The 26,890-nt window shown below is 38.7% G+C and carries 20 protein-coding genes and 2 pseudogenes; 12 read left to right on the forward strand and 10 right to left on the reverse strand.

Features of this window, described 5'->3' with window-relative positions; genetic code table 11:
- Positions 1 to 173 precede the first annotated feature (173 nt).
- A complete protein-coding gene (locus BN200_RS01735; RefSeq protein ID WP_019220688.1) occupies positions 174 to 1,802 on the reverse strand; it encodes an MFS transporter in 1,629 nt (542 codons plus the stop codon).
- A gap of 317 nt (positions 1,803 to 2,119) precedes the next feature.
- Between BN200_RS01735 and rpsO the strand changes: the two genes are divergently transcribed.
- The 3 genes from rpsO to BN200_RS01750 all read left to right on the forward strand — a co-directional run bounded on the left by rpsO (position 2,120) and on the right by BN200_RS01750 (position 5,909).
- Positions 2,120 to 2,389 carry a 30S ribosomal protein S15 gene (gene rpsO, locus BN200_RS01740; protein ID WP_019220689.1) on the forward strand — a complete coding sequence of 90 codons (270 nt, stop codon included), beginning with the start codon at positions 2,120 to 2,122 and terminating at the stop codon, positions 2,387 to 2,389.
- Positions 2,390 to 2,637: 248 nt separating this feature from the next.
- Positions 2,638 to 4,839: a polyribonucleotide nucleotidyltransferase gene (pnp, locus tag BN200_RS01745; protein ID WP_019220690.1), complete on the forward strand. Its 2,202-nt coding sequence runs from the start codon at positions 2,638 to 2,640 to the stop codon at positions 4,837 to 4,839.
- A 71-nt stretch (positions 4,840 to 4,910) separates the two neighbouring features.
- The gene (locus BN200_RS01750; RefSeq protein ID WP_019220691.1) at positions 4,911 to 5,909 is read left to right on the forward strand and encodes a class I SAM-dependent methyltransferase; all 999 of its coding nucleotides are present in this window, start codon (positions 4,911 to 4,913) and stop codon (positions 5,907 to 5,909) included.
- 19 nt (positions 5,910 to 5,928) lie between these two features.
- Here BN200_RS01750 and hslU read toward each other — a convergent pair whose 3' ends face one another.
- Together hslU and hslV are read right to left on the reverse strand one after the other, a co-directional pair.
- Positions 5,929 to 7,239, reverse strand: a complete 1,311-nt coding sequence (gene hslU / locus BN200_RS01755; RefSeq protein ID WP_019220692.1) for an ATP-dependent protease ATPase subunit HslU — start codon at positions 7,237 to 7,239, stop codon at positions 5,929 to 5,931.
- Positions 7,240 to 7,821, reverse strand: a complete 582-nt coding sequence (gene hslV, locus BN200_RS01760) for an ATP-dependent protease subunit HslV (RefSeq protein ID WP_019220693.1) — start codon at positions 7,819 to 7,821, stop codon at positions 7,240 to 7,242.
- A 203-nt stretch (positions 7,822 to 8,024) separates the two neighbouring features.
- On the opposite strand from hslV, the gene BN200_RS01765 reads away from it, so the two are divergent.
- From BN200_RS01765 to BN200_RS09545, 5 genes and pseudogenes are all read left to right on the forward strand, one after another.
- Positions 8,025 to 9,014, forward strand: a complete 990-nt coding sequence (locus BN200_RS01765) for an asparaginase (protein WP_019220694.1) — start codon at positions 8,025 to 8,027, stop codon at positions 9,012 to 9,014.
- A gap of 121 nt (positions 9,015 to 9,135) precedes the next feature.
- Complete coding sequence (gene coaA / locus BN200_RS01770) at positions 9,136 to 10,134, forward strand: type I pantothenate kinase (RefSeq protein ID WP_019220695.1); 999 nt, start codon at positions 9,136 to 9,138, stop codon at positions 10,132 to 10,134.
- A 12-nt stretch (positions 10,135 to 10,146) separates the two neighbouring features.
- Positions 10,147 to 11,514 carry a leucyl aminopeptidase family protein gene (locus BN200_RS01775; protein ID WP_019220696.1) on the forward strand — a complete coding sequence of 456 codons (1,368 nt, stop codon included), beginning with the start codon at positions 10,147 to 10,149 and terminating at the stop codon, positions 11,512 to 11,514.
- A gap of 162 nt (positions 11,515 to 11,676) precedes the next feature.
- Positions 11,677 to 12,540 (forward strand): C40 family peptidase, encoded by an 864-nt coding sequence (locus BN200_RS01780; protein ID WP_019220697.1) that lies wholly within the window; start codon positions 11,677 to 11,679, stop codon positions 12,538 to 12,540.
- A 268-nt stretch (positions 12,541 to 12,808) separates the two neighbouring features.
- Positions 12,809 to 12,937 (forward strand): annotated as a pseudogene (locus BN200_RS09545) (peptidoglycan endopeptidase); the annotation flags it as partial.
- A gap of 1,042 nt (positions 12,938 to 13,979) precedes the next feature.
- Here BN200_RS09545 and mutT read toward each other — a convergent pair.
- The 3 genes from mutT to BN200_RS01795 form a co-directional block, all read right to left on the reverse strand.
- Entirely contained in the window at positions 13,980 to 14,396 is a 417-nt protein-coding gene (gene mutT / locus BN200_RS01785; RefSeq protein ID WP_019220700.1) for an 8-oxo-dGTP diphosphatase MutT, read from the reverse strand.
- 145 nt (positions 14,397 to 14,541) lie between these two features.
- Positions 14,542 to 15,780, reverse strand: a complete 1,239-nt coding sequence (gene argJ, locus BN200_RS01790) for a bifunctional glutamate N-acetyltransferase/amino-acid acetyltransferase ArgJ (protein WP_019220701.1) — start codon at positions 15,778 to 15,780, stop codon at positions 14,542 to 14,544.
- A gap of 114 nt (positions 15,781 to 15,894) precedes the next feature.
- Complete coding sequence (locus BN200_RS01795; protein ID WP_019220702.1) at positions 15,895 to 16,851, reverse strand: peptidylprolyl isomerase; 957 nt, start codon at positions 16,849 to 16,851, stop codon at positions 15,895 to 15,897.
- A gap of 414 nt (positions 16,852 to 17,265) precedes the next feature.
- Between BN200_RS01795 and secA the strand changes: the two genes are divergently transcribed.
- The 4 genes and pseudogenes from secA (at position 17,266) to prmC (ending at position 22,576) form a co-directional block, all read left to right on the forward strand.
- Positions 17,266 to 19,983, forward strand: coding sequence for a preprotein translocase subunit SecA (secA, locus tag BN200_RS01800; protein WP_019220703.1), 2,718 nt, complete (start codon positions 17,266 to 17,268; stop codon positions 19,981 to 19,983).
- Positions 19,922 to 20,438 (forward strand): annotated as a pseudogene (locus BN200_RS01805) (Fur family transcriptional regulator). Before secA ends, BN200_RS01805 begins: the two are co-directional and overlap by 62 nt.
- Positions 20,439 to 20,633: 195 nt before the next feature.
- Complete coding sequence (prfA, locus tag BN200_RS01810) at positions 20,634 to 21,713, forward strand: peptide chain release factor 1 (RefSeq protein WP_034988579.1); 1,080 nt, start codon at positions 20,634 to 20,636, stop codon at positions 21,711 to 21,713.
- Entirely contained in the window at positions 21,710 to 22,576 is an 867-nt protein-coding gene (gene prmC, locus BN200_RS01815; protein ID WP_019220706.1) for a peptide chain release factor N(5)-glutamine methyltransferase, read from the forward strand. The genes prfA and prmC overlap by 4 nt, the downstream gene beginning before the upstream one ends.
- Here the strand turns inward: prmC and nrdF are convergent.
- Genes nrdF through nrdH form a run of 4 tightly spaced genes read right to left on the reverse strand, consistent with a single transcriptional unit; the run spans position 22,573 to position 26,313 of the window.
- On the reverse strand, positions 22,573 to 23,547 hold the full coding sequence (nrdF, locus tag BN200_RS01820) for a class 1b ribonucleoside-diphosphate reductase subunit beta (RefSeq protein WP_019220707.1): 975 nt from the start codon (positions 23,545 to 23,547) through the stop codon (positions 22,573 to 22,575). The genes prmC and nrdF overlap by 4 nt on opposite strands.
- 11 nt (positions 23,548 to 23,558) lie before the next feature.
- Positions 23,559 to 25,709: a class 1b ribonucleoside-diphosphate reductase subunit alpha gene (gene nrdE / locus BN200_RS01825; RefSeq protein WP_019220708.1), complete on the reverse strand. Its 2,151-nt coding sequence runs from the start codon at positions 25,707 to 25,709 to the stop codon at positions 23,559 to 23,561.
- Entirely contained in the window at positions 25,691 to 26,089 is a 399-nt protein-coding gene (gene nrdI, locus BN200_RS01830) for a class Ib ribonucleoside-diphosphate reductase assembly flavoprotein NrdI (RefSeq protein ID WP_019220709.1), read from the reverse strand. Before nrdI ends, nrdE begins: the two co-directional genes overlap by 19 nt.
- On the reverse strand, positions 26,089 to 26,313 hold the full coding sequence (gene nrdH / locus BN200_RS01835) for a glutaredoxin-like protein NrdH (protein ID WP_034988592.1): 225 nt from the start codon (positions 26,311 to 26,313) through the stop codon (positions 26,089 to 26,091). Before nrdH ends, nrdI begins: the two co-directional genes overlap by 1 nt.
- Between the last annotated feature and the right edge of the window lie 577 nt (positions 26,314 to 26,890).

Raw genomic sequence — 26,890 nt, forward strand, 5'->3', positions numbered from 1 at the left:
ACTGATAACCTCTCCAACTGTTTGTTCAATAAAAAACTGTCCGTCAACCAAAAGCATAAAGTGCTCATTAAAATTCTAAAACTTTTGCTGTTTTGTTCATTCTAACAAATTTATTTATAAAAATAGTATTATACATACTTAATATTTTTAAAAATGTTCTAGCTCTCTTACCATCAAGGTAACTGATCAGCAGAGGACTTTAAATGCATCTCATTGACATGCGGTATCGTTTGCCGCTCAATCATGCGGTGTACTCTTATACCGTTAGGAGCACGATTTAAGCGACGCAAGAGTTTATTGACCTCTGCATCTGCTTTTATGCGACGGTGATTATGACGCAAATAATCTACCCATGTCGGCATATGATAGGCTTCCGTCCAATATTGGGGCCTTTCAAGATCGCGTAAGAGAACCCATTGGCGCGCACCATCACGTAAACGAATATGGCGACGACGTGTCATCACTTTGAGAAATTCTTCGAGATCATTTTCATGAATTTGATAATCAATCATAATCATGATCGGACCACTCCTTGCTTTTAGATCGAGTAAAAGCTCTGGTTCTCTAAAATGATCAAGCGGATCTAGATCTATCTGAGGAATTTCCTGAATTCTAAACTTTATCCCCGCAAGTGCTCCAAAAATCAAGAAAAGAGAACAAATACTCAAAGCAATTGTTGGAGAATAACCATCAGCTAAAACGCCCCAAATTGCGCTTCCAATAGCCATCCCACCATAAGATGCTGTTTGATAAAGTGCTAAAACACGTGCAACAACCCAACGGGGTGTAGAAAGCTGTACAGATGTATTGAAGAGTGATAACGCCAAAACCCAACATAAGCCTGCAGGAAATAAGGCAATATGGCTTACAATCAGTGAACGGCTCATTGCTAAAAAAAAGCAGGAAAAAGCAAAACCAATAAACGCACTTGCAATAATTGTCTCTAAACGAAAATAATTCCGTACAGATGCGTTAATAATACCAGCTGTCATAGCTCCAAGACCAAAACAACCGAGTAATGTCCCATAAAGAAATGCGCTTCCCCCAAGAATTTTATGCACAACAATTGGCAAAAGTGCCAAAATCGAAATCGCTCCAATCCCAAAAAGGAACGCTCTGACCATAATACTGAGAAGATTAGGTGACATTGCAACATAACGCAAACCATCTGAGACAGCTCCTAAAAGCCTTTCTCGCGGTAATCTGTTGTTTTCATAAATCGGTTTCCAGGAAAATAAAGCACCAATTAAAGGAATGTAACTGATTGCATTGAACAAAAAAGCTGCAGCTGCACCTAACGTGGCAATGATAGCACCCCCAATAGCAGGACCTACACTACGCATCAAATTAAAACCAACGCTGTTTAAACTCACAGCAGCAGGAATATTCTCCCTGCTCACAATGTCCCCTATGGTTGCTTGCCAAGAGGGATTATAAAAGGCAGTTCCACACCCTATCAAAAATGTAAAACATAATAAAAGCCAAGGTGTTAGAAAGCCCATAGAGGATAAAAAAGCTAAAATCATTGATATAATCATCATCATAATCTGTGCATACAACATAATTTGACGACGATTAAAATTATCCGCTAAGGCCCCTGCCATCAAAGAAAATATAACAAGGGGTAATGTTGTAGCACTTTGAACAAGCCCGACCATGGAATGCGAAGAACTAATCAATGCCATTAACCACCCCGCTCCTACAGCCTGTATGAGTCCCCCTAAATTAGAAATGAGAGTGGATGACCACAAATTTCGAAATACCGAATTACGAAAAAGTTCAAATGTTGAAATACTCTGCATCTTTTGCCTCCAAATCGGTATTCTATCGCTTTTTTTTACAATATACACTCTGTTAAGCAGAAATCTTTGTCTCAAAAGATGCATAATTCTTTAAAAATTTTTCATAAAATAATATTAAAAGCAATCTTTCAAACCAAAAGCCTTTATTTAAAAAGGTCTTTAAGTTCTTTTGAAGGACTAGTATTTTGACCTTCTTTCCTATATAAACATCACGATAAATAAGAAGTCTTTGACTCTTCTTGTTTTCTCACAGACCCTTGCTGGACGACATCTCGGCTATGGGTGGCTTTTGTTTGTTTTTTTGAAAGGATAAGACGATGTCGATTACAGCTGAACGTAAAAAAACTATTATCGCGGAATATGCTAATAAAGTCGGTGATACAGGATCACCAGAAGTGCAGGTTGCTGTACTTTCTGAACGTATTGCTAATTTGACTAATCATTTTAAATCTCACAAAAAGGATAATCATTCTCGTCGTGGTCTTTTGAAAATGGTGTCTCAACGCCGTCGCTTACTTGATTACCTTAAAGGAATTGACCAAAACCGTTATCAGACACTTATAAAGAAGTTAGGTTTGCGCCGCTAAAAGAAAAATGGGTGGGTGGATTTTTGTAGAAAAACCACCCATTTTTTAAGCTTGCTGCTTTTTGTTAAAAGCTTTAAAAAATTGATGAATAACTTCATGGGGCAGGATTGCTAGTTGCTTCGCGTTTTAAATTGTGATCTATTCCTCTCTTCTCGCCAAAAGACAGAAGTGTCTTGTTGTCCTGCCCATAGCTTTTAAAATACGCTACTCAAAACCAGAATGTGAACACTGGTCATTAAGGATAAAAAATGTTCAAAACACACAAGATAGAAATTGAATGGGCCGGTCGGCCACTCACCCTTGAGACAGGAAAAATAGCGCGTCAAGCTGATGGTGCAGTCATTGCTACCTACGGTGAAACTATTGTCTTAGCAACCGTTGTATCAGCAAAAAATCCAAAACCAGATCAGGACTTTTTCCCACTCACCGTTAATTATCAAGAAAAATCCTATGCCGTTGGTAGAATCCCCGGTGGTTATTTAAAACGTGAAAGCCGACCAAGTGAAAATGAGACTTTGATTTCACGTTTGATTGATCGTCCAATTCGCCCCCTCTTCGCTGACGGTTATAAAAATGATACGCAAGTCATCGTTTCTGTTATACAGCATGATCTCGAAAATAATCCCGATATTCTCGCAATGATTGCCTCTTCTGCTGCATTAACTCTGTCAGGTGTTCCTTTTATGGGCCCCATTGCTGGAGCGCGTGTTGGCTACTGTAACGGACAATATATTCTCAATCCCCATATCGATGAAATGCCCGAATCAAAGCTTGATCTGGTTGTTGCAGGAACAGAAAGTGCTGTATTAATGGTTGAATCAGAAGCACAGGAATTGCCTGAAGATATCATGTTGGGTGCTGTTATGTTTGGACACAGAAGCTTGCAACCTGTTCTTGATGCCATCATCCAACTTGCTGAAGTTGCCGCAAAAGATCCACGTGATTTTATTCCTGAAGACCTCTCTGATCTCGAAACAGCTATGCTGGAAATGGCAGAACAGGATATAAGAAAAGCTTATACAATTACCGATAAACAGGAACGTTATGCCGCAATTGATATCCTTAAAACAGAAGTTATCAATAAATTTATGCCAGAAACAGAAGAAGATTGTCAATTTAGCGTAGATCAAATTGCAACCGTTTTCAAAAAGTTGCAAGCAAAAATCGTTCGCTCCAATATTCTTGATACGAAAAAGCGTATTGATGGGCGCGACCTTGCAACAGTCCGTCCCATCCAATCAGAAGTTGGTCTTCTACCCCGAACACATGGATCAGCACTCTTTACCCGTGGAGAAACACAAGCCATTGTTATTGCAACACTAGGAACTGGTGAAGATGAACAATATGTTGATTCCCTAACGGGTATGTATAAGGAAACATTTCTTCTCCATTATAATTTTCCACCATTTTCAGTAGGGGAAACAGGGCGTCTTGGTTCTCCTGGTCGCCGCGAAATTGGGCATGGTAAACTGGCGTGGCGTGCCATTCATCCTATGTTGCCAACCAAAGAATCCTTTCCCTATACTATTCGTGCTGTTTCAGAAATCACTGAATCGAATGGATCCTCTTCCATGGCAACTGTTTGCGGAACTTCACTTGCTCTCATGGATGCCGGTGTTCCTCTGGCACGCCCCGTTGCAGGTATTGCCATGGGCTTAATTAAAGAAGGTGAACGCTTTGCTGTGCTCTCTGATATTTTAGGAGATGAAGATCATCTTGGAGATATGGATTTTAAAGTAGCCGGAACAGAAAATGGTATTACCGCCTTGCAAATGGATATCAAAATTGATGGTATTACCGAAGAGATTATGAAAATCGCTCTTGAACAAGCCAAAGGTGGACGAATCCATATTCTTAACGAAATGGCCAGAGCTTTAACCAGCGCACGTGCTGAACTCAGCGAATTTTCTCCACGCATTGAAGTTATGAACATTGCCATTGACAAAATTCGCGATGTGATTGGTTCTGGCGGAAAAGTTATTCGAGAAATCGTTGAACAAACTGGAGCAAAAATCAATATTGAAGATGATGGAACTATTAGAATTGCTTCTACCGATGCTAAAACCATTGAAGCTGCAAAACGCTGGATCCATTCGATTGTTGATGAACCTGAAATCGGTGTTATTTATCAAGGAACAGTTGTAAAAACTGCAGAATTCGGTGCATTTGTAAACTTCTTTGGCTCACGCGATGGGCTCGTGCATATCTCTCAACTGACAACAGAACGAGTCACAAAAACAACAGATGTTGTTAAAGAAGGCGATAAAGTTTGGGTTAAATTGATGGGTTTTGATGAACGTGGTAAAGTTCGTTTATCAATGAAAATTGTCGATCAAAAGACCGGTAAAGAAATTATTGGTGGAGATTCAATAAAAGCAGAACAAGAAAAATGCGCAGAAGAAACAAATAAATCTGAAAACAAGCGCCGTCGTAAGAAAAAAGAAGAGTAAACTTCTCTTTTTTTCATGAAATTAAATGCCATCCCAAATTGGAATGGCATTTTTCTTTAAAAGAGCCGCATGTGTTATTATTTTTACCTTTTGAAAAGTATGCTCTCCCCTCCCCTGATCCAAGCCAATCTTGGTTAAGTTTCGGTTTAACGGAAATCCCCGCTCCAGAATGGACAAAAAACTTAGAAATTATAACACCTTGGCGACCAGATTTTTTAAAATTTGCTCATACTCAATTTCGCTGTTCTCCTCAAATCAATCAAACTTGCACCCATGATGGTGCACTTTTGCAATTAAACAAATATCGTGGTTTTAACCAAAATTGTTTTCTTGATTTATTAGAATGTGTTAAACCTGGCGGATGGATCATTATCGGTGGAAATAAAACGAGTGGTGCTGATTCAATGATGAAATGGGTCAAAAAAATTGTGCCCATTACCAATAAATTGTCCAAAAATCATGGTCTTGTCTTCTGGATACAAGTTCCAGAACAAATAGAGAGAGAGAATATTGCACAGTTGCGTTCACCACCGCTTACTTTTGAAAATAAATTTCAAACTACTCCTGGCATGTTCTCGCACGGTCGTATTGATCTAGGATCTACTGTGCTTGCTTCGCATATGTGCAAAATTATTTCTGGAAAAACTGCTGATTTTGGTGCTGGTTGGGGCTTCCTTTCTCACGCTGCCCTTGAAAAAAGTGAAAAACTCACTGCTCTTGATCTTTATGAAGCGGACTACAACGCTTTGAGGGCAGCCAAACAGCACCTAAAGCACATAAAAACTTCTCTTCCAATCCATTTCTATTGGCATGACCTTGTGCATGAGCCAATCAAAAATCTGTATGATACAATCATTTCAAACCCACCGTTTCACACACAACAAACTACAGATGTTTCATTAGGACAGCATTTTATTATCAATGCTGCAAAATATCTAAAACCCGGTGGTAATTTTCTTCTTGTTGCTAATCGCCACCTGCCTTATGAAACAGTGCTAAAAAGGCTTTTTCGCACAGTAGTGATACATGAAAAAGCCCATGGCTTTAAAGTTATTGAAGCACGCCGGTAGATAAAAACAAGCGTTTACTTTAAAGAATAAAACGGGAAAGATCGACATCCGCGGCAAGATCACCTATAGATTTTTTGACATAAGCAGCATCAACTTTAAATGAGGTTCCGGCTTTATCAGGTGCAGTAAAAGAAATCTCATCCAAAACACGCTCCATCACCGTTTGCAAACGCCGTGCCCCTATGTTTTCAATCCTTGCGTTTAAATCTACAGCAATATCTGCTAAAGCGTCAATCGCATCATCGGTAATTTCTAAATGAACCTCTTCCGTTGCCATTAAAGCGATATATTGCTTAATCAGACTGGCTTCAGGTTCGGTGAGAATACGTCGTAAATCTTCCCTTGTTAAAGGATTTAGCTCCACGCGAATAGGTAAACGACCTTGGAGTTCTGGCAATAAATCAGATGGCTTGGATACATGAAAAGCACCTGATGCAATAAAAAGGATATGATCTGTTTTGATTTGCCCATATTTTGTGGCAATTGTTGTTCCTTCCACCAAAGGCAAAAGATCCCGTTGAACGCCCTCACGCGAAACAGTAGCACTTGCACCACCATCCCTGGTTGCAATTTTATCAATCTCATCGATAAAAACAATTCCGTCATTTTCAGCAACACGAAGCGCTTCTTGAATAATTTGATCCTGATCAAGAAGTTTCTCGGATTCATCATCCATAAGTGGCTTAAAAGCATCTTTTACTGTCGTTTTGCGAATCTTTGTACGACTCCCCATTTTGCCAAAAATCTCTGACAAATTCATAATTCCCATCTGTGCACCAGGCATACCAGGAATATCAAAGGTTGAAGTACTATTACTGTTATTATCAGCGACTTCAATTTCAATCTCTTTGTCATCCAATTCACCGTCGCGTAATTTTTTACGAAAACTCTCACGAGTAGCGGGACTGGCTGTCTTACCAACAAGGGCATCTAAGACACGCTCTTCAGCATTCATGTGAGCCTTTACTTTCACTTCATCGCGTTTTTTTTCACGCACAAGAGAAATGGCAATCTCAACAAGATCGCGAATAATTTGCTCAACATCACGCCCAACGTAACCCACTTCAGTGAATTTCGTTGCCTCTACTTTCACGAAAGGTGCTCCAGCAAGTTTTGCTAATCGACGTGCTATACCCGTTTTACCAACACCTGTTGGTCCTATCATCAAAATATTTTTGGGCATAACTTCATCACGCATCGGACCATCAAGTTGTTGTCGACGCCAGCGATTGCGCAGTGCAATAGCCACAGAACGTTTTGCATCATTTTGGCCAATAATAAAACGATCAAGTTCAGAAACAGTCTCTCGAGGGGAAAATACAACACACATTCAAATAGCTTTCTCTAAAGAAGATAATTCTGCATCCAATGTTTCAATTGTAAAATGATCATTGGTGTAAACACAAATTTTAGCGGCAATATCCATAGCTTTACGAGCAATGGTTGCTGCATCTAAATCCATATCCATGAGAGCGCGAGCAGCCGAAAGCGCAAAATTGCCTCCAGAACCAATTGCCATAATCCCGTCTTCTGGTTCTAAAACATCACCAAGCCCTGTTAAAGCTAACGTTATTTTCTTATCAGCCACGAGCATCATTGCTTCAAGACGACGCAAATAGCGATCTGTTCGCCAGTCTTTTGCAAGTTCTACACAGGCACGCATCAGTTGATCCGGATATTGCTCAAGCTTCGTTTCTAATCTTTCCAGCAATGTGAAAGCATCCGCTGTCGCACCTGCAAAACCAGCAATAACTGCTCCACTCTTCCCAAGACGACGCACTTTGCGTGCATTGCCTTTCATAATTGTCTGCCCAAGAGAGACTTGACCATCACCGGCCATTACGACTTTGCCACCTTTTCGTACAGTAATAATAGTTGTACCATACATTATGTTTGGCTTATGTTCTGCCATAAGGAAACTCCTTAATATTGACTTCTCTTCATTAAATGTAAAATCTCATCACTCTTGTCTTTTAGTTAAGAACATATAAAGCAAAACACAATGATTCAGAAAAACTCAATTTATTGGAATAAAAAAAAGATATCATTGTTGTCAATGCAAATTGTTGCTAAATAAATTTATAGAAATAATCTGCGCCTTTTAGAGGAAAAATCATGAAAAAAATAGCCATAGGGACATTAGGCGGAACAATTGCAATGGCTGCTGACAATTTTGGCAGAATGCAACCAACTTTAACTTCAGATATACTCATCAAAAGTGTTCCTGATTTAGATAGCGTTGCTGATATCCATGCTCAAACATTAATGCAAATACCAAGTGGATCTTTATCTTTCAAAAATCTTTTTGAAATTATAGAATGGGCAACTCAACAAATCAAAGCAGGTGCAGAAGGTATTGTTTTAACTCAAGGTACCGATACAATTGAAGAGACAGCTTTTTTTCTTTCCCTCTATTGGAATAAAGCCGAACCACTTATTGTAACTGGTGCTATGCGTCTGCCTCATGAAGCAGGTGCTGATGGACCAGCTAATATTTTGGCTGCAACACGCGTCGCCGCTCATCCAAAAAGTCGAAATAAAGGTGTTTTAGTTGTCATCAACGATACCATTCATTCCCCTTATTGGGTCCAGAAAAACCATACCGTTAAAATTGAGACATTTCAGTCAGGTCTGTCCGGTATTCTAGGTATTCTTTTGGAAGGAAAACTGGTTTATTTCACTGATCAAAAATTTTTCCCAACAACATTTGATCTTCCCAAAAGCTATAATCACCAAGTTGCACTGCTATACTCTTCTTTATCTTCTGATACACAGTTAATGAAATTTTGCCTCGAAAGTGGGCATTATGCTGGACTTGTCATTGCCGGTTTTGGATCAGGGCACTGTAGTTTTGAAGAAGCAGATATTGTACGGCAATACACACAAAAAATGCCAATCATTATCGCTAGCCGTATCCATACTGGCCCTACAACCCGCAAAACTTATGGCTATAAAGGTTCAGAAGTCGATATGATTGCTTCGGGCGCCCTCATGTCTGGTTATTTATCAGCAGTAAAAGCACGTTTACTTTTATGGGCTTTTTTGGCACAAGGACTCTCCTTGGAACAAATTAATGCACATTGGAATGACTGGACTATAAGTTAAAAACTCTCTCTCATCTTAAATTAAAGAAGAGAGCATGAAAATAAAATTTACTTGAGTACAAAACAACCTCACACTTTATTGTTAATCAATAACTGTAGCAAAAAGATCTCGACTGATACAAATGATTGATACGATCCTCCCAAAAATTGATCAGAAAGATAATTTGGTCAAATCAACTTCTGATCAATATTCACCTTATCGTGTTTTTACTGCACAAGAATGGTCTCAGTTTCGTGCGGATACACCGCTTACTTTGACCTTTGATGAAATTAAACGTTTACGCTCCATTGATGATCCCATTGATCTTGAAGAAGTACAACGCATTTATCTTTCTTTATCACGTCTGCTCTCATGCCATGTTGAAGCCGTACAGGAACTTTTTCATAAGCGTCAACAATTTTTACATCAAGAAGGAACGAAGATCACTCCTTTTATCATCGGAATTGCTGGCTCTGTTGCGGTAGGAAAATCAACCACCGCTCGTATTCTTCAAGAGCTTTTGAAACGTTGGGCTTCTAATCTTAAAGTTGATTTGATTACAACGGATGGTTTTCTTTATTCTAACACTGTTTTAGAGCAAAAAAATCGTATGAATCGTAAAGGTTTTCCAGATTCTTATGATATTAAGAAGTTACTTTGCTTTCTTTCTGCCATAAAAGCCGGTATTGGGAATGTGCGTGCTCCACTTTATTCGCATATGACCTATGATGTTCTAGAAAATCAAACAATTACCATCGATCGTCCCGATATCTTAATTGTTGAAGGGATTAATGTGTTACAAGTCAGTGACCTCCCTAAAGATGGCAAAATTATTCCTTTTGTTTCAGACTTTTTTGATTTTTCAATCTATGTAGATGCTGAAACAGAAGTTATTCGACACTGGTATTTGGAACGTTTTAAACGTTTGCGTAAAACAGCTTTTCAAGATCCTAAGTGCTATTTTCATCGTTATGCACTGATGGATGAAGAAGAATCTCTAAAAATTGCTGAAGATATCTGGCAAACAATCAATTTGAAAAATTTACAAGAAAATATATTGCCAACACGACCACGGTCTAATCTCATTCTACGCAAAGGAAAAAATCATTTGGTTGAATATGTGGCACTTCGACGACTATAAAGGTTTCTCAATATGCATTTATATCCTATTCATTTCACCTCAGAACGTGTTGATAACAGCTGTCCCATATTTTTGGTAAATCAAAAGAATCTGGTTGATTTATCACTTGATGCGTCAACAACAGCATGGATCAAAGTTAATGATTTTACTGGTAAAGCAGGGCAAATACTCTTCATTCCTCACGAAACAGGGCATTTAAAACAAGTTCTTTTTGGACTTGGCAATGGTGATGAACCTTTTATCACAGGGCTTCTCGCTAAAAACCTTCCTGCTGGACGTTGGTATCTAGAAGGGACTGCCTCTGATGAAATCAATAGCTATCTTGGATTGGCATTCGGAAGTTATCAATTTAACCGCTATCGTCAAAACTCTCCCGCAAAATCCTTATCATTTTACGTTAACGATGCTGTTGATCTTGATGAGCTTCAGCGAATTTATGAAACTGTTTTTTTTGTTCGTGATCTTATCAATATTCCAGCCAATGATATGACCCCTGATATCCTTGAGAAAGAAGCACGCAAACTGGGAAAAACCTATGGTGCTCAAGTCCAAAGCATTTGTGGAGATGAACTTTTAACACATAATTTTCCAATGATTCATGCCGTAGGGCGCGCTAGCAATATTGCACCAAGACTCATTGAACTCCACTGGGGACAGGAAAATCACCCTAAAATAACGTTGGTTGGCAAAGGCGTAACCTTCGATACTGGAGGACTTGATATTAAATCAGCCAATAACATGTTACTCATGAAAAAAGACATGGGAGGAGCTGCACATGTTTTGGGATTGGCTAAGCTTATCATGGACGCGAAACTACCCTTTCGTCTGCGTGTTTTAATCCCCGCTGTTGAAAATGCAATTTCTGCGAATGCTTACAGACCAGGCGATATTCTCAAAAGTCGTAAAGGTTTAAATGTTGAAGTTGGAAATACAGATGCAGAAGGGCGGCTTGTCCTTGCTGATGCGCTTGCCTATGGTGATGAAGAAAGTCCACAATTCATGCTTTGCATGGCAACTTTAACAGGAGCAGCGCGTATAGCGTTAGGACCAGAGTTGCCCGCATTTTATTGTAATGATTCAATATGGGCGCAACAAATTGCTCAATCTGCGCATTCTGTCTCCGATCCTCTTTGGCAAATGCCACTCTGGAAACCTTATCAGGAGATGTTATCATCCCCAATCGCTGATCTTAACAATATCACTGGTAATAATTTTGCTGGCTCCATAGTTGCGGCTTTATTTCTGAAATCTTTTGTTGAAAAAACCAAACATTTTGCGCATTTTGATCTTTATGGGTGGACTCCAAAAGAAAAACCAGGCGCTCCTGCTGGCGGTTCGGCGCAAGCTATCCGTGCTCTTTATAACCTCTTTAAAAATTAAGCTTGACGCAAAATGTCCACAAAGATGGACAATTCTAAATCTTTAGAATGATTGCTTATCACTTTGAATTCGCTCTGTGCTTTCTTTGAGAATGAAAAATTCTATAAAAATTAGTTTTCATGAATCTGTTTAAAGGTAAAAAACAAAAGAGAAGGTAAAAAGATGCTCTCTAAAGATCCAAGATTATATGCATTCAGAGATGATCTGGCAGATAAGCGTTTCGAAACAGAGATTATCGCTCAACGTTTTGTTCAAGGTGAAAAAAAACGCGTCAATACAGCTGTCGCGGGACTGTTTAAAGAAAATAACAAAAAAAGCGAAAGACAAACAGAATGCTTATTAGGTGAAGAACTTCTCATCTTTGAACAAGGAGAGACTATGTCGTGGGGGCAATCCTTGAAAGATGGTTATGTTGGTTATATTGATACAACAGTTCTTTGTACATCAACAATAAAACAGACGCATATCGTTTCAGTACCACGTACTTTTCAATATTTACAAGCTGACTTGCGTGGACCAATGGAATACCCTTTATCCATGGGAAGCAAAGTCACTGTTGTGGATGAAACTGAAGTGCGTGGCACAATGTATTCTATCCTTGAAAATGGAAGAGCAATTATTACACGCCATCTTAGTCCTATTGGGTGCGTGTATGAAGACTATGTTACAGTTGCCGAAACTCTTATCCATACACCTTACCTATGGGGAGGTGTCAGCGGTTTTGGAATTGATTGCTCAGGTCTCGTTCAACTTTCCGTGATGATGACAGGCAAAATGGTTTTGCGTGATACTGATATGCAACAAAAGACCATAGGAAGCCCCCTCACAGACGGTGATAAACTACAGCGAGGTGATTTAATTTTTTGGGATGGGCATGTTGCCATTATGAGTGATGATGAAAATATCATCCACGCAAACGGCTACTCTATGGATGTTATGATTGAGCCATTGGAAGAAGCAATAACACGTATCGCTAAAAAACACCAATATCCAGTAGAAAAACGTAGACCAATTCAAGAATTGTAATATGCGCTCTTCTATAAGCATGATGGATAAATACCGCCTGCGATTGGATTCTTCTGTGAAGACATTGTGAATCCTTAAAAATAATAAAGCTGACTACGGCTCGCTGTTGATCTCAAGATGAATAAAAAACTCCTTTCACGAAGTTATTTATTGTCGATAGGATGTATCATTTGATCTTTTTTGCACATTATATTCACCATTCATTCAAAAAATTTTCTCAAGATTTACGCGTTTTTTTAGATCTTATGAAAATGAGTTAACACAATTACTGAAGAGCTTTGATGAAAACACTGCATGGAAAGATGGTTATGTTGGTTATATTGATACAACAGTTCTTTGTACATCAACGATAAAACAAATACATATTGTTTCAGTGCCACGTACTTTTCAATTTATATCAAAATATTGGTTTTAAAAATAAATCACCATTACGTATATTAAATTAAATCTTTGATATGCCATATTTCATTTTCTCAAAAATTTTTACTTTGAATCAGATAAAATTGTCCAATCAATGATTAATAAAAGGGTTATAAATCAACGAGGGAGAAGCATCATTCATTTTAGAAGGATATGAATTATAAAAATATTGCTTGGCTTCATAGCTTTTAAAAAATGGAAATTGCATAGTGTCTTATGTTTTTGTCACATTCTTTCATAAGATCACGCCCTTCACGAAGAACAAAATGCCATTGGATTGTTCATTCACACGCCTGTTTTAAAGAAACATCCGTCAAAGCCCCTAAGCCCCATTTCACTACGGCACCCTTGAATAGTATAATGTAAAATCATTGTATACTACCCTCTTTACGCTTATGAAAGAGCAAGATGGCAGCATCATACTTCTTTTTCCAACACCTCGTGTTGGCTCCAACCCTTGGCACCTGAAGTGATTTATAAGGAGAATTTTTACTTCTTTCTTTAAGTGCTTTTTACCCATAAAACCTCGCTTGTGGTATACAAGGAAAGAGTTTCTTTGATTGAATATGAAAAAGTTTATGATGGAAAAAACTTACAAGTCCGAGATTCTTATTCAAGTTCAAAAATGATGATTTATCCTTAAAAATCAATATTTTTCCTTCATTTTCAAACTCTGTTTTTCAAGTTTATAAGCTCACCACTTTATAAACCTATCTCAATCACTTTATTGATCACTCATAGTAAAATTTTTCTGATCCAGAGTCAGAGTGTTTGAAATAATAAATATGACACTAAAAATCTGATTTAATATATGTAATAATAATTCGTGTTATAAATCGATTTCTTATCAAACAAATGCAGTATGATGATTAAGCTCTTGATCACATCAAAAAGAAAAATCCCCAATGACATTGACAATGACCTCTCTTCGATAAGAGTTCTCTCGAATCTTCCCTATCGTTAGCGTTTTATAAGATAAATACCCCTTTATTTAGAAGAATTATTGCCCTCTCATAAAATCATTCAAAAAGGAAATTTTTCAATACCTTAACCAATGGCTTATCAGCTTCAGGCATAGGATATTTATCAAGATCGCCAATAAAAATCCATTTTAAATTTTGCCCTTCTCTTCCCTTTGCAACACCTTCATAATGGGAGCAACGATACAACGGCATCAAAAGATGAAATGTTTCATAGCTATGACTTGCAAATGTTAAGGGGAGCAAATTATCTGCTTGAACATGAATACCAAGTTCTTCTTCTAATTCACGAATTAATGAAGCTTCTGGAGTTTCGCCTTTCTCAACCTTTCCACCAGGAAACTCCCATAAACCAGCCAGTGATTTTCCTTGGGGACGCTGTGTCAACAAAACATGATTATTTTGATCTAACAATGCGCATGCAACAACAATAAGAAGTGAACTTTTTATAGGCATACCACTCTCCACCCAAGATAATAAAGATAACTGTCTCTTCTCTCATTCCCTCCCTACCCACTAGTTTAAGATGAAAGAGTTAAAATACTTAAGCAGTCTACGAAAAGACATACAGATATCCAATGTCAAATTTATGGTGCACCAATTAACTTCTGTAATCACCATTGATCATAACGTATTCCTTCGTTAAATCGCAAGACCAAACAGTGGCTTTACCACTGCCCAAGCCAATATCAACACGAATTGTAATGTGTTTCCCTTGCATATAAGCGCCTATTTCCTCTTCACAATATTCAGGATCACGTTCGCCATTGATCGCCAAACGATGTTCACCAAACCAAATCGTCAACAAATCACGGTCTACTTCAACACCTGCCTTACCAACTGCCATAACCACTCGTCCCCAATTAGCGTCTTCACCGGCAATAGCCGTTTTTACAAGTGGTGAATTTGCAATTGAAAAAGCAATAGTCTTCGCAGCACTGTCTGTGGTAGCACCCATTACATGAACTTCAATTAAATGACGTGCCCCTTCACCATCACAAACAACTTGTAGCGCAAGCTCATGTAAAAGCGTTCGCAACTGCTTTGAGAATATCTCATAGCGTGGATCAGTTTTACTTGTAAGGCTTGGGAAATTTCCTTTTGCTTTTCCTGTCGCAAACATCATGAGGGTATCTGATGTTGAGGTGTCACTATCCACAGTGATCGAATTGAAAGTTTCCTGAACTGCCTCTGATAACATGGATTGGAGTATATCCGAAGAAATTCCAGCATCACTCACCACAAAAGAGAGCATCGTTGCCATATCTGGTGCAATCATACCAGCACCTTTTGCAATAGCATTCATGGTAATAGTTTCTCCACCACAAAAAAATCTGCGTGTAGCAAGCTTTGGAAATGTATCAGTGGTCATAATAGCTTTTGCAGCCTCCAACCAATTTCCTTCTTTTGCTGTCTTAACCATATTTGGTAAAAGATTTACAATACTCGATGCCTCCATCGGCTCACCAATAACACCTGTAGAAGCTATAAAGATCTCATTTTCTTTAACCTTTAAAGCATTCGCTGCAGCACAGACTACCGCGTCTACTGTTTGCTTTCCTTTACGCCCCGTAAAGGCATTTGCGTTGCCAGAATTAACCACAACACCTCGAGCAACTCCATGAGGAAGTGATACACGACAATGTTCTACAGGAGCAGATGGACATTTTGAGCGCGTAAAAACACCTGCTACACTTGCTGGCTGATCAAATACAATAAAAAGAAGATCGGTACGATCTTTATATTTAATCCCAGCCTTAGCCGTTGCTATCCGCGCACCAGATATGGGTGGAAGCTCCTGTATATTTTGCGGAGATAAAGGAGATATTTCTAAAGGCACACTCTACTTTCCATAAAAATAGATGAAATAACTGCCGGTAAATGACCTAATAACAAACATCTGCTAGGCTTTTTGAACAAAACCAATCTCTCAAATCGCCTAGCTTCAAAGATGCTATTCTGCTGCATCTTCTTCATCAGATGTATTATCGGGAAGCGGCGCCTCATTTTGACTGAGTGATTGCATGAGTTTTGTAACATGAGGATCAGGGTATTTCACATCTACCTTTTTACGCAAATCAGCAATGAGTTTTTGGTAACGCTCTTTTATCAGCTGTGTACGCAACATCTCTTTCACATCATCAAAGACAGGAGGTTGTTTCACACGGCGATCTTCTATCTTGATAATATGCCAACCAAATGGGCTTTCAACAGGCTTTTTTGTGTATTCGCCAACTTTCAAACTAAACGCAGCATCTTCAAAAGGCTTGACCATTTGACCATGACTAAAATAACCAAGATCGCCACCAACAGCTGCTGAACCATCTGTTGAATTCTTTTTTGCAATCGCTTCAAAACTTTCCCCCTTATTTAAACGTTTAATGATAGCTTCCGCTTCTTTTCTTGTTTTGACCAAAATATGACGTGCTTTAATTTCATCCTCTTTGGGTAAAGCAGCCACTTCCTTTTTGTAAAGTGCCTCCAAATCAGCATCTGAAATCTGATCAACAACCGTCTGTTTAAAATAAAGCTGCTGAAGAACGTTGTCACGCATAACTGCCATACGTTTATTGTAAGCTTCGCTCTTATCGAGACCTTCTTCAATTGCCGCTTTCGCAAGTGCTTGCATATCTAGGTAAGCTTTTAAAACTGTTATACGGCGTTGTTCATCAGAAAAACGCGCTAAATTAGGATTTATTTCAAGCGCTAAATCATCCAATTGCCCTGCTGTCACTTCCTTCCCATCAATAACTGCCATAACATGAGAGGGAGCAACCGTTTTTTCAGAAGCTTTCTCCAAAGTCTTTAAATCACTCGGCGCAGACTTCACACCTTCTTGAGCCATCACACCCAAATTCGTGTTTACCAATAAAGTTGATGTCAAAAACAGCGTGATAAAATTAAATTTCATAAATATACTCCTTAAGAATGAACGCATGTTCAAGATCCCAATTTTTTTCATCTATAACATTTTAATCTCTAAACAGAGAGAAATAAACTGATAATTTTGTTAAAAAAAACATAAACTTTTTTCTTTCTCAATCTCTGCTTCCCCACTTCATAATACCCCAAAAACATATAGAAAATATCATATTATACCATAAATTACTCTGTAATATGCCCATTAAACAGCATTACTAAAGTTGACATAGTGCACTTATCTCCTTATCTCTACTCCAATAATCGAAGTGAAAAATTGCGCACTAACAAGTATAGTGGTACTATCTGTGCTTGATTTTATTAAATACTTTACGAGATTTAGAGTATGGGGATAACATATGGAATATCCAATGAGAGTGGTAATAAATAAAAGAGAGGGCCAGGGATGGTCGGTTTAGGTGTCTTAGCACGTAAATTTTTTGGTTCAGCTCATGAACGACGCCTCAAGGCTCTTCGCAAAAAAGCCGAACAAATTAATGCTTTGGAAGAACAATTCCAGAAATTAAACGATACGCAACTCTGCAAAAAAACCGATGAATTTCGTCAACGTCTCGTGGCAGGGGAAACCGTTGATTTGCTCTTACCAGAAGCTTTTGCAACTGTCCGCGAAGCAGCAAAACGTGTTTATAATATGCGCCCTTTTGATGTACAGCTCATTGGTGGAATGGTGCTTCATGATTGCGGCATTGCTGAAATGCGCACCGGTGAAGGAAAAACATTAATGGCAACCCTGCCAATTTATCTCAATGCATTGGAAGGAAAAGGCGTCCATGTCGTGACAGTCAACGATTATCTTGCCAATCGTGATGCTGAAACAATGGGGAAAATCTTCGGTTTTCTAGGACTTACAACAGGTGTGATTTTGCATGATCTTGATAGTGATGCCCGCCGAGCTGCCTATGCATGTGATATCACCTACGCCACAAATAATGAATTGGGCTTTGATTATCTGCGCGATAATATGGCTTTCGATCGTAGTCAAATGGTCCAACGTGGGCATCATTATGCAATCGTCGATGAAGTTGATTCGATCCTCATTGATGAAGCGCGTACTCCCCTTATTATTTCTGGCCCGTTAGAAGATCGAACCGATTTCTATAACCTTATTGATACATTTATTCCTGTCTTAACCCCAGAAGACTACGAAATAGACGAAAAACAAAAAACAACAACCTTTACCGAAGTTGGTACTGAAAAAATCGAGAAAATGCTTGAACAGGCAGGGCATCTTAAAGGTGAGAGTCTCTATGATATAGAAAATGTCGCTATAGTCCATCATATCAATAATGCTCTAAAAGCCCATAAGCTCTTTGTCCGTGACAAGGATTACATCGTCCGCAATGATGAAATTGTTATCATTGACGAATTCACAGGTCGTATGATGCCAGGGCGGCGTTACTCCGAGGGACTTCATCAAGCATTAGAAGCCAAAGAGCACGTTGCTATTCAACCAGAAAATCAGACTCTTGCTTCCATTACTTTTCAAAATTATTTCCGTATGTACAAAAAACTGTCTGGTATGACAGGGACTGCCATAACAGAAGCAGAAGAATTTAGTAATATTTACGGTCTTGAAGTTATCGAAGTTCCTACAAATTTACCAGTACAGCGCCGTGATGAAGATGATGAAATCTATCGAACAGCAGAAGAGAAATATCGTGCTATTGTGCGTGATATTCGTCAAGCCCATGAAAAAGGACAGCCTATTCTTGTTGGAACAACTTCTATTGAAAAATCAGAACAATTGGCAGAACGTTTGCGAAAAGAAGGTATTGCCAACTTTAGAGTTCTCAATGCCCGCTATCATGAGCAAGAAGCCTATATTATTGCACAGGCAGGCGTTCCTGGAGCCTTAACTATCGCAACCAACATGGCTGGTCGCGGCACTGATATACAGCTTGGTGGGAATGTCGAAATGCGCATTCGACAAGAATTACAGGATATGCCGGAAGGACCAGAACGGACTGCAAAAATTGAAGAAATTAAAAAAGATGTCAAGCAACTCAAAGAAAAAGCATTAACTGCTGGTGGTCTTTATGTTATTGCGACTGAACGCCACGAAAGTCGCCGTATTGATAACCAGCTACGTGGACGTTCGGGTCGCCAAGGTGATCCCGGTCGCTCAAAATTCTTTCTTTCTCTTCAAGATGATCTCATGCGAATCTTCGGTTCCAACCGTATGGATGGCATGTTACAAAAGCTTGGATTAAAAGAAGACGAAGCCATTATTCATCCATGGATTAATAAAGCTATCGAAAAAGCGCAAAAAAAAGTTGAAGCGAGAAATTTCGAAATTCGTAAAAATTTATTAAAATATGACGATGTGATGAATGATCAGCGCAAAGTTATTTTTGAGCAGCGCATGGAAGTCATGAACTCAAAAGATTTGACTGAAATGATTCTCGAGATGCGCAATGAAGTGATTGAAGATCTCGTCGAGACCTACATTCCCTCTGGAACATATTGCGAAAAATGGGATGTTAAAGCTCTACAAGAGGAACTTCACCAGCTCTTTAATCTTGAACTGCCAATCGAAACATGGGCAAAAGAAGACGGAATTGCTGAAGAACAAATCTTAGAGCGTATATCAGATGCTGTCACCAAACTTGAAAATGAACGTACTGAACGCTACTCTCCAGAAGTTATCGCTTATTTTCATAAGGCTGTATTACTTGAAACCATTGATACATTATGGCGCGAACACTTAGTACATTTAGATCATCTCCGTTCCGTTGTCGGTTTTCGTGGTTATGCGCAACGTGATCCTCTCAACGAATATAAGACCGAATCATTTGAGCTCTTTCAAGCTATGCTCAGAAATTTACGCAGAATTGTTACTTCTAAACTCATGCGTTTCGAGATCATTCAACAGCCCATCGAACAACTGATATCTGAACAAACGGATGGTGATGACTCTCTCTTGAACACTCAAAGTGAAAAAAATAGTTCTACCTTGTGGGCACAATCACAAGAAAATAAATTCGTTAATCCGAAAGATCGTAATCCTAAAGATTCAACCACATGGGGAAAAGTGGGGCGAAATGAACGTTGTCCTTGTGGTTCAGAAAAAAAATACAAACATTGTCATGGTGCTTTCGTCTGAAAAGTATAATAGCTAATATAACAGTTATTAAGATGCATAAAAAGCGAAATTATGAGCAAGAATTGCAATTGCGCGCTGCAGGTTTAAGAGTTACACGTCAAAGACGTATTATTCTTGATATTTTGATGGACACAAAAGATCATCCTAATGCGTTTGAAATTTTTCAGCGCGCTAACAAAATAGATTCCAGCATTTCGCTCTCAACTGTCTATCGAACCATGAAGATATTAGAAGGAAACGGAACAATTCATCGCCATAGTTTTAGTGGTGGGCCCTCTCGTTTTGAGCAAGCAGGCGGGCAGCACCATGATCATCTCATTGATTTAGAAACAGGGCAAGTTATCGAATTTCATTCTGATGTCATTGAAAAGTTGCAAGAAGAAATTGCTAAGTCCCTTGGCTATGATATTATTCATCACCGCCTTGAACTTTATGGGAAAAAACGTAACTTTTAGAGTGATCGTTGCTCAGCTGTCATCAAAAAGTTGTTTTTGCAAACAGAATTTTGCACAAGTTCTCTTTAAAAGTCTGCAGTTTCCATTGGCAAGAAAGCTTTTCTCCTTTATTACCCTTTTTTATAGGATGCTATAAAATATTCTATCACTCATATTACAATAAAAGTATTATAATAAATGAGGCCAAATATTATCATGGTTTCTTTGCCACAAGATCGTATGAGACAACTTGAAAAGCGCTTTGAAATAATTGAAAGCCAAATGGCTAAAAACCCAAGTGCTGAAACTTATGTAAAATTAGCTTCTGAATATGCTGAATTGCAACCGATTGTTATTTCCATAAGAGCATTAAATACTCTTTACAGAGAGATTACAGATCTAGAAACTATCATCAGTGATAAACTGACAGATATAGAGATGCGTAATCTTGCCCAAGAAGAGCTCCCATTATTATCTCAAAAAATGGAACAACTTGAGCAAGAGCTTCAGATTCTTCTTTTGCCCAAAGACGTTGCTGATGAAAAAAGCGCCATTGTTGAAATTCGAGCCGGGACAGGTGGATCAGAAGCAGCACTTTTCGCCGGTGACCTTTTTCGCATGTATGAACGATATGCTGCTTCTCACAACTGGAAAGTAGAAGTTGTTTCGCTTCATGAAGGAGAGGTTGGTGGATACAAAGAAATTATTGCTACCATTTCAGGAAGGGGTGTCTTTTCTAAACTCAAATTTGAATCAGGTGTTCATCGTGTGCAACGTATTCCTGAAACAGAAACCGGTGGACGCATCCATACATCTGCTGCTACGGTTGCTGTGCTACCAGAAGCTGAAGAAATTGATATTGAAATTCGTCCAGAAGATATTCGTATCGATACAATGCGTGCCTCTGGAGCAGGAGGACAGCATGTCAATACAACGGATTCTGCTGTTCGTATCACACATATTCCAACTGGAATTATGGTTGTACAAGCAGAAAAATCACAACACCAAAATCGCGCACGAGCATTGCAAATTTTACGCGCACGCTTATTTGATATCGAACGACAAAAAGCGGAAAATGAACGCTCAGCATCCCGTAAAAACCAAGTTGGTTCTGGTGATCGTTCAGAACGTATTCGTACCTATAACTTCCCACAAGGACGCGTCACAGATCATCGTATTAATCTCACTCTTTATAAGCTTGATCGCATTTTAGAAGGAGATCTTGATGAACTTATTCATGCACTCATATCTGACCATCAAACAACTCTCCTTATGGAAATGGATCATCATGGATGAACAAGCATTCTCTCAACAATATCATCCGACAAACGCAAGAAAAATTGCGCTCTCAAGGAATTTCTGAAGCCAATCTTGAGGCAAAAATACTGGTCGAATGGATAACACATACCAATACATCTGATAGGATTCTGCAACCAAATCTCTGCCTATCTTTTGAACAAAGGGCACACTTAGAAAAAGCTATTCAACGACGTATTGCGGGTGAACCTGTCTACCGTATTATCGGAAAACGAGAGTTTTATGGTATATCTTTTGCACTCTCTCAAGAAACATTAGAACCACGTTCCGATACAGAAACGCTGGTGGATCTTGTTTTACCATTCCTCAAAAAACAGGGTGAAAAATCAAAAAAAATAACACTGCTTGATATGGGAACAGGAAGTGGTGCTCTTGCCATCACAATTCTCAAGCATATTCCACACTCCTATGCAGTGGCTGTCGATATTTCTGAAAACGCTCTTAAAACAGCTACAAAAAATGCAAAAAGTGCGAAAGTTATCAATCGCTTTACAACTCTTCTGAGCGATTGGTTTGATTCTGTTACAGGTCGATTCGATCTCATTATTTCTAATCCACCCTATATTCCAGAAACAGATATCACAAAGCTTGCAAAGGAAGTACGTCTACATGATCCCTTGCGCGCATTGATTGGTGGAAAAGATGGTCTTGATTTTTATCGAAAGCTTTCTGACAAAGCAGCAAACTACTTAACAGAAAAAGGTTCTGTCGCTGTCGAAATCGGCTACTCTCAAGAAAAAGAAGTCTGCGACTTATTTGAAAAAAAGGACTTCAAATGTTTAGAAATGCGCAAAGACTTAAACGGTATACCCCGCGCCCTTCTCTTTGTATGTAACCGTTAAAATTCCCAATCGTCATCCGTGGTTGCAACTGCCTTGCCAATAACATAGGAAGAGCCAGCCCCTGAAAAAAAATCATGATTCTCATCAGAATTCGGTGATAAAGCGGCTAAAATAGCAGGATTCACACGACAAACCTCAGGTGGGAAAAGAGCTTCAAAACCTAAATTCATTAAAGCCTTGTTTGCATTATAATGAAGAAAAATTTTAACATCCTCCGTCAATCCAAGTGCGTCATAAAGATCTTCCGTATATTTACATTCAATATTATAAAGGTCGAAGAGCAAGTTAAAAGCAAAATCCTTAACTTCCTGCTTTTTGGCGTCATCAAGCTTTGCAAAACCTAATTGAAATTTATAGCCTATATAATAACCATGGACTGCTTCATCACGAATGATAAGCCGAATGAGATCAGCTGTATTGGTCAATTTAGCGCGGCTGGCCCAATACATGGGTAAATAAAAACCAGAATAAAATAAAAAGCTTTCAAGTAAAGTTGAAGCAATTTTCTTCTTGAGTGGATCATTTCCTTCATAACGCTCAAGCACTAATCTGGCTTTTTTTTGCAAATGCGTATTTTCCTCTGACCATCTAAAAGCATCATCGACTTCTACAGTCGAACACAATGTTGAAAAAATAGAAGAATAAGAACGTGCATGAACCGCTTCCATGAACGCAATGTTCGTTAACACTGCCTCCTCATGCTCTGTTATCGCATCAGCCATAAGTGAAATGGCGCCTACAGTATTTTGAATCGTATCCAGAAGTGTTAACCCTGTAAAAACACGAATGGTTAACTTGCGTTCTTCCTCCGTTAAACTCGCCCATGAAGGAATATCATTAGAAAGCGGAACCTTTTCAGGTAACCAAAAATTTCCCGTTAGACGATTCCAAACTTCAAGATCTTTCTCATCATGCAATCTATTCCAATTGACAGCGCAAACAACAGGATTTTTAGTTGTAATCTTTGTCATATGAACCTCTCCTATAGACTACATGAAACGCAGCCATCCACTTCTGTTCCACTTAACGCTACTTGCCGCAACCGTACATAATAAATACTCTTTATCCCCTTTTTCCAGGCATAAATTTGTGCGCGGTTAATATCACGGGTAGTGGCCGTATCAGGAAAAAATAACGTTAACGAAAGACCTTGGTCAACATGCTGTGTAGCAGCGGCATAGGTATCAATGATTTTTTCAGGACCAATCTCATAAGCATCTTGGTAGAAATTCAAATTTGTATTATCCATATAAGGAGCAGGATAATAAACGCGTCCAATTTTTCCTTCTTTACGAATCTCAATCTTTGAAGCAATCGGATGAATAGAAGAGGTTGCATGATTAATATAGGAAATAGACCCCGTGGGCGGCACTGCCTGAAGATTGCGATTATAAAGCCCGTATCCAATAACTGATTCCTTCAGTTCCTGCCAATCTTTTTGGTCCGGTATCATAATGTTATTCCGTGCAAAGATCTCTTGTACAAGCGGAAATTGTGGTTTCCATTCCTGCTCAATATATTTAGCAAAAAAACTGCCATCTGCGTAAGCTGACTTTTCAAACCCTGCAAACACTTTTTGACGTTCGCGCGCGATCAAATTGGAAACACGTATTGCGTGATATGCTACGGTATAAAAATAGATATTTGTGAAATCAATTGCTTCTGGAGATCCATAATAGATCTGTTCACGTGCTAAAAAACCATGCAAATTCATTTGTCCCAAACCAATTGCATGACTTTCAGCATTGCCTTTCGCAATCGAAGGAACACAAGCAATATCACTCATATCAGAAACAGCAGTCAGAGCACGAACAGCAGCTTCCACTGTTCGCCCAAAATCATCACTTTCCATTGCTTTTGCAATATTCATGGAACCAAGATTACAAGAGATATCACTGCCAACTGTGCGATAAGTTAAATCTGTTTCTAGTTCACTCGCCTCACTCACTTGCAAAATCTCTGAACACAAATTGCTCATACTGATACGTCCAGCGATTGGATTGGCTCGGTTGGCAGTATCCTCAAACAAGATATAAGGATAACCTGATTCGAATTGTATTTCTGCTAATGTCTGGAAAAAGACACGTGCACTTATTTTCTTTTTACGAATTTTCGCATTATCAACAAAGGATCGATAATGCTCTGTCAAAGAAATATCGCTAAAGGGTTTGCCCATAACACGCTCAATATCATAAGGTGAGAATAGATACATATCCTCATTATTACGCGCAAGCTCAAAAGTAATATCAGGAATAATCACACCAAGCGAAAGCGTTTTAATTCGAACCTTTTCATCAGCATTCTCACGCTTTGTGTCCAAAAATTTCATAATATCTAAATGATGGGCATGCAAATAAACAGCACCAGCACCCTGCCGTGCACCAAGTTGATTGGCATAAGAGAAAGAATCCTCCAAAAGTTTCATCACCGGTAAAACACCTGAAGACTGATTTTCTATTTGCTTGATCGGTGCCCTTGCTTCCCGCAAATTTGTCAAACAAAGCGCTACTCCTCCACCGCGCTTTGAAAGTTGTAGAGCTGAATTAACTGAACGCCCTATCGATTCCATATTGTCTTCAACCCGCAACAAAAAACACGAGACCAATTCGCCTCGTTGTTTTTTTCCCGCATTCAAAAATGTCGGTGTTGCAGGTTGAAACCGTCCTGTAATAATTTCATCTACAAAACTCTCAGCAAGAGCCTTATTGCCTTGCGCTAAATATAAAGCGACCAAGCAGATACGATCTTCATAACGCTCAAGATAGCGCTTTCCATCAAAAGTCTTCAATGTATAACTGGTATAATACTTAAATGCACCTAAAAAAGTAGGAAAGCGAAACTTAAACGCATAAGCACGCTTAAAAAGCTTTTTGATAAAAGAAAAATCATAAAGCTCAAACAAAGCTTTTTCATAATAACCTTCTTCTATTAAGTAATCTATTTTTTCCTTAAGATTATGAAAAAAAACCGTGTTTTGATTAACATGCTGGAGAAAATACTGTCGCGCAGCAAGCCGATCCATATCAAACTGGATATGACCATTTTCATCATAAAGATTAAGCATTGCATTCAGCGCATGATAATCCGAGATTTGATCCGATTTCTGCGACTGTTCTATACCAACTGTTTCCAAAATCTTTCCAATCCCTTCTTTACATAAAGAACATCTTCATCAGTTCCACGCAGCTCAAAACGATACAAACAAGGCACAAAACATTTTTCAGCAATAATCTTGCTCGCTAAACTATAATAGCGACCGAAATTACGATTCCCACCACCAATGACACCCCGAATCAATTTGCGATTTTCACTCTCATTGAGAAAATGAACAACTGCTTTTGGTACAGCCATTCTCCCTTCACCGTCTGCATAAGTAGGAACAACCAACACATAAGGCTCATCAACTAGCACCGACGGCTTTTTTTTATCAATTTTGAAGAGTCGTTGACCAAGCTGAGAAACAAAATACTCAGTATTACCCGTTGCACTAGAATAATAAACGACAAGTCCCATTAAACACAAAGACCACTAATCATATCTGGTCTAAAACCAGACCAATGATTTTCACCACAAACAACTACAGGAACCTGACGATACCCCAAGGATTGAACAAAACTATATGCTTGTTCATCCCGAGAAATGTCAACGACACGATAATGAATGCCCTTAGCATCAAAAGCGCGGCGTGTAGCGTCACACTGGACGCAAAATGGTTTGCTGTAAATAGTAACCGGCATTTTTTTCAACTTTCAAAATTCCAAAAAATTAAATCCCAAAAAAATTAACTCTATAAAGAGTTAATTTTGACGATTTTATAGATACTCAAGAATAACAAAAAATAGCAATCATACACAAATATGTGCAGCCATATTCTCGTTCAAACAATAGATAATTTTCTGAACGTAACAGAAATCCTCATCAAATAACTTCAAAATTGTAACGAGAATAAATGATCATCTTACAACCCAAATGGTAAAATCGCCCAGTTATAAAATAATTTTCTGCTTGCATTATAATACCCTCCTGCTGCCTAAACCACAAACGACCCCTAAAACGTTTTCAGCAGTCGCTCCTCAACACTTTAATTTTACTCTGTTTATGATAAAATTAACTCACAAACACAAAACGGAATTACCCCTCAAGAGACACTTCAGCAGAAATACTGCCCTTCTCTTGATCAATGAACTTTTCGCTATCACAGTATGGAAATAACTTAGATGCCAAACGAAACACACTGTACCCTCACTTGTGCCTATTTAGAATCACTAATCATTTTTGATACTATATATAGTATACACACACTCTCTTTCGTCA

The organism is Bartonella senegalensis OS02 (genome assembly GCF_000312545.1).
Lineage (GTDB): Bacteria > Pseudomonadota > Alphaproteobacteria > Rhizobiales > Rhizobiaceae > Bartonella > Bartonella senegalensis.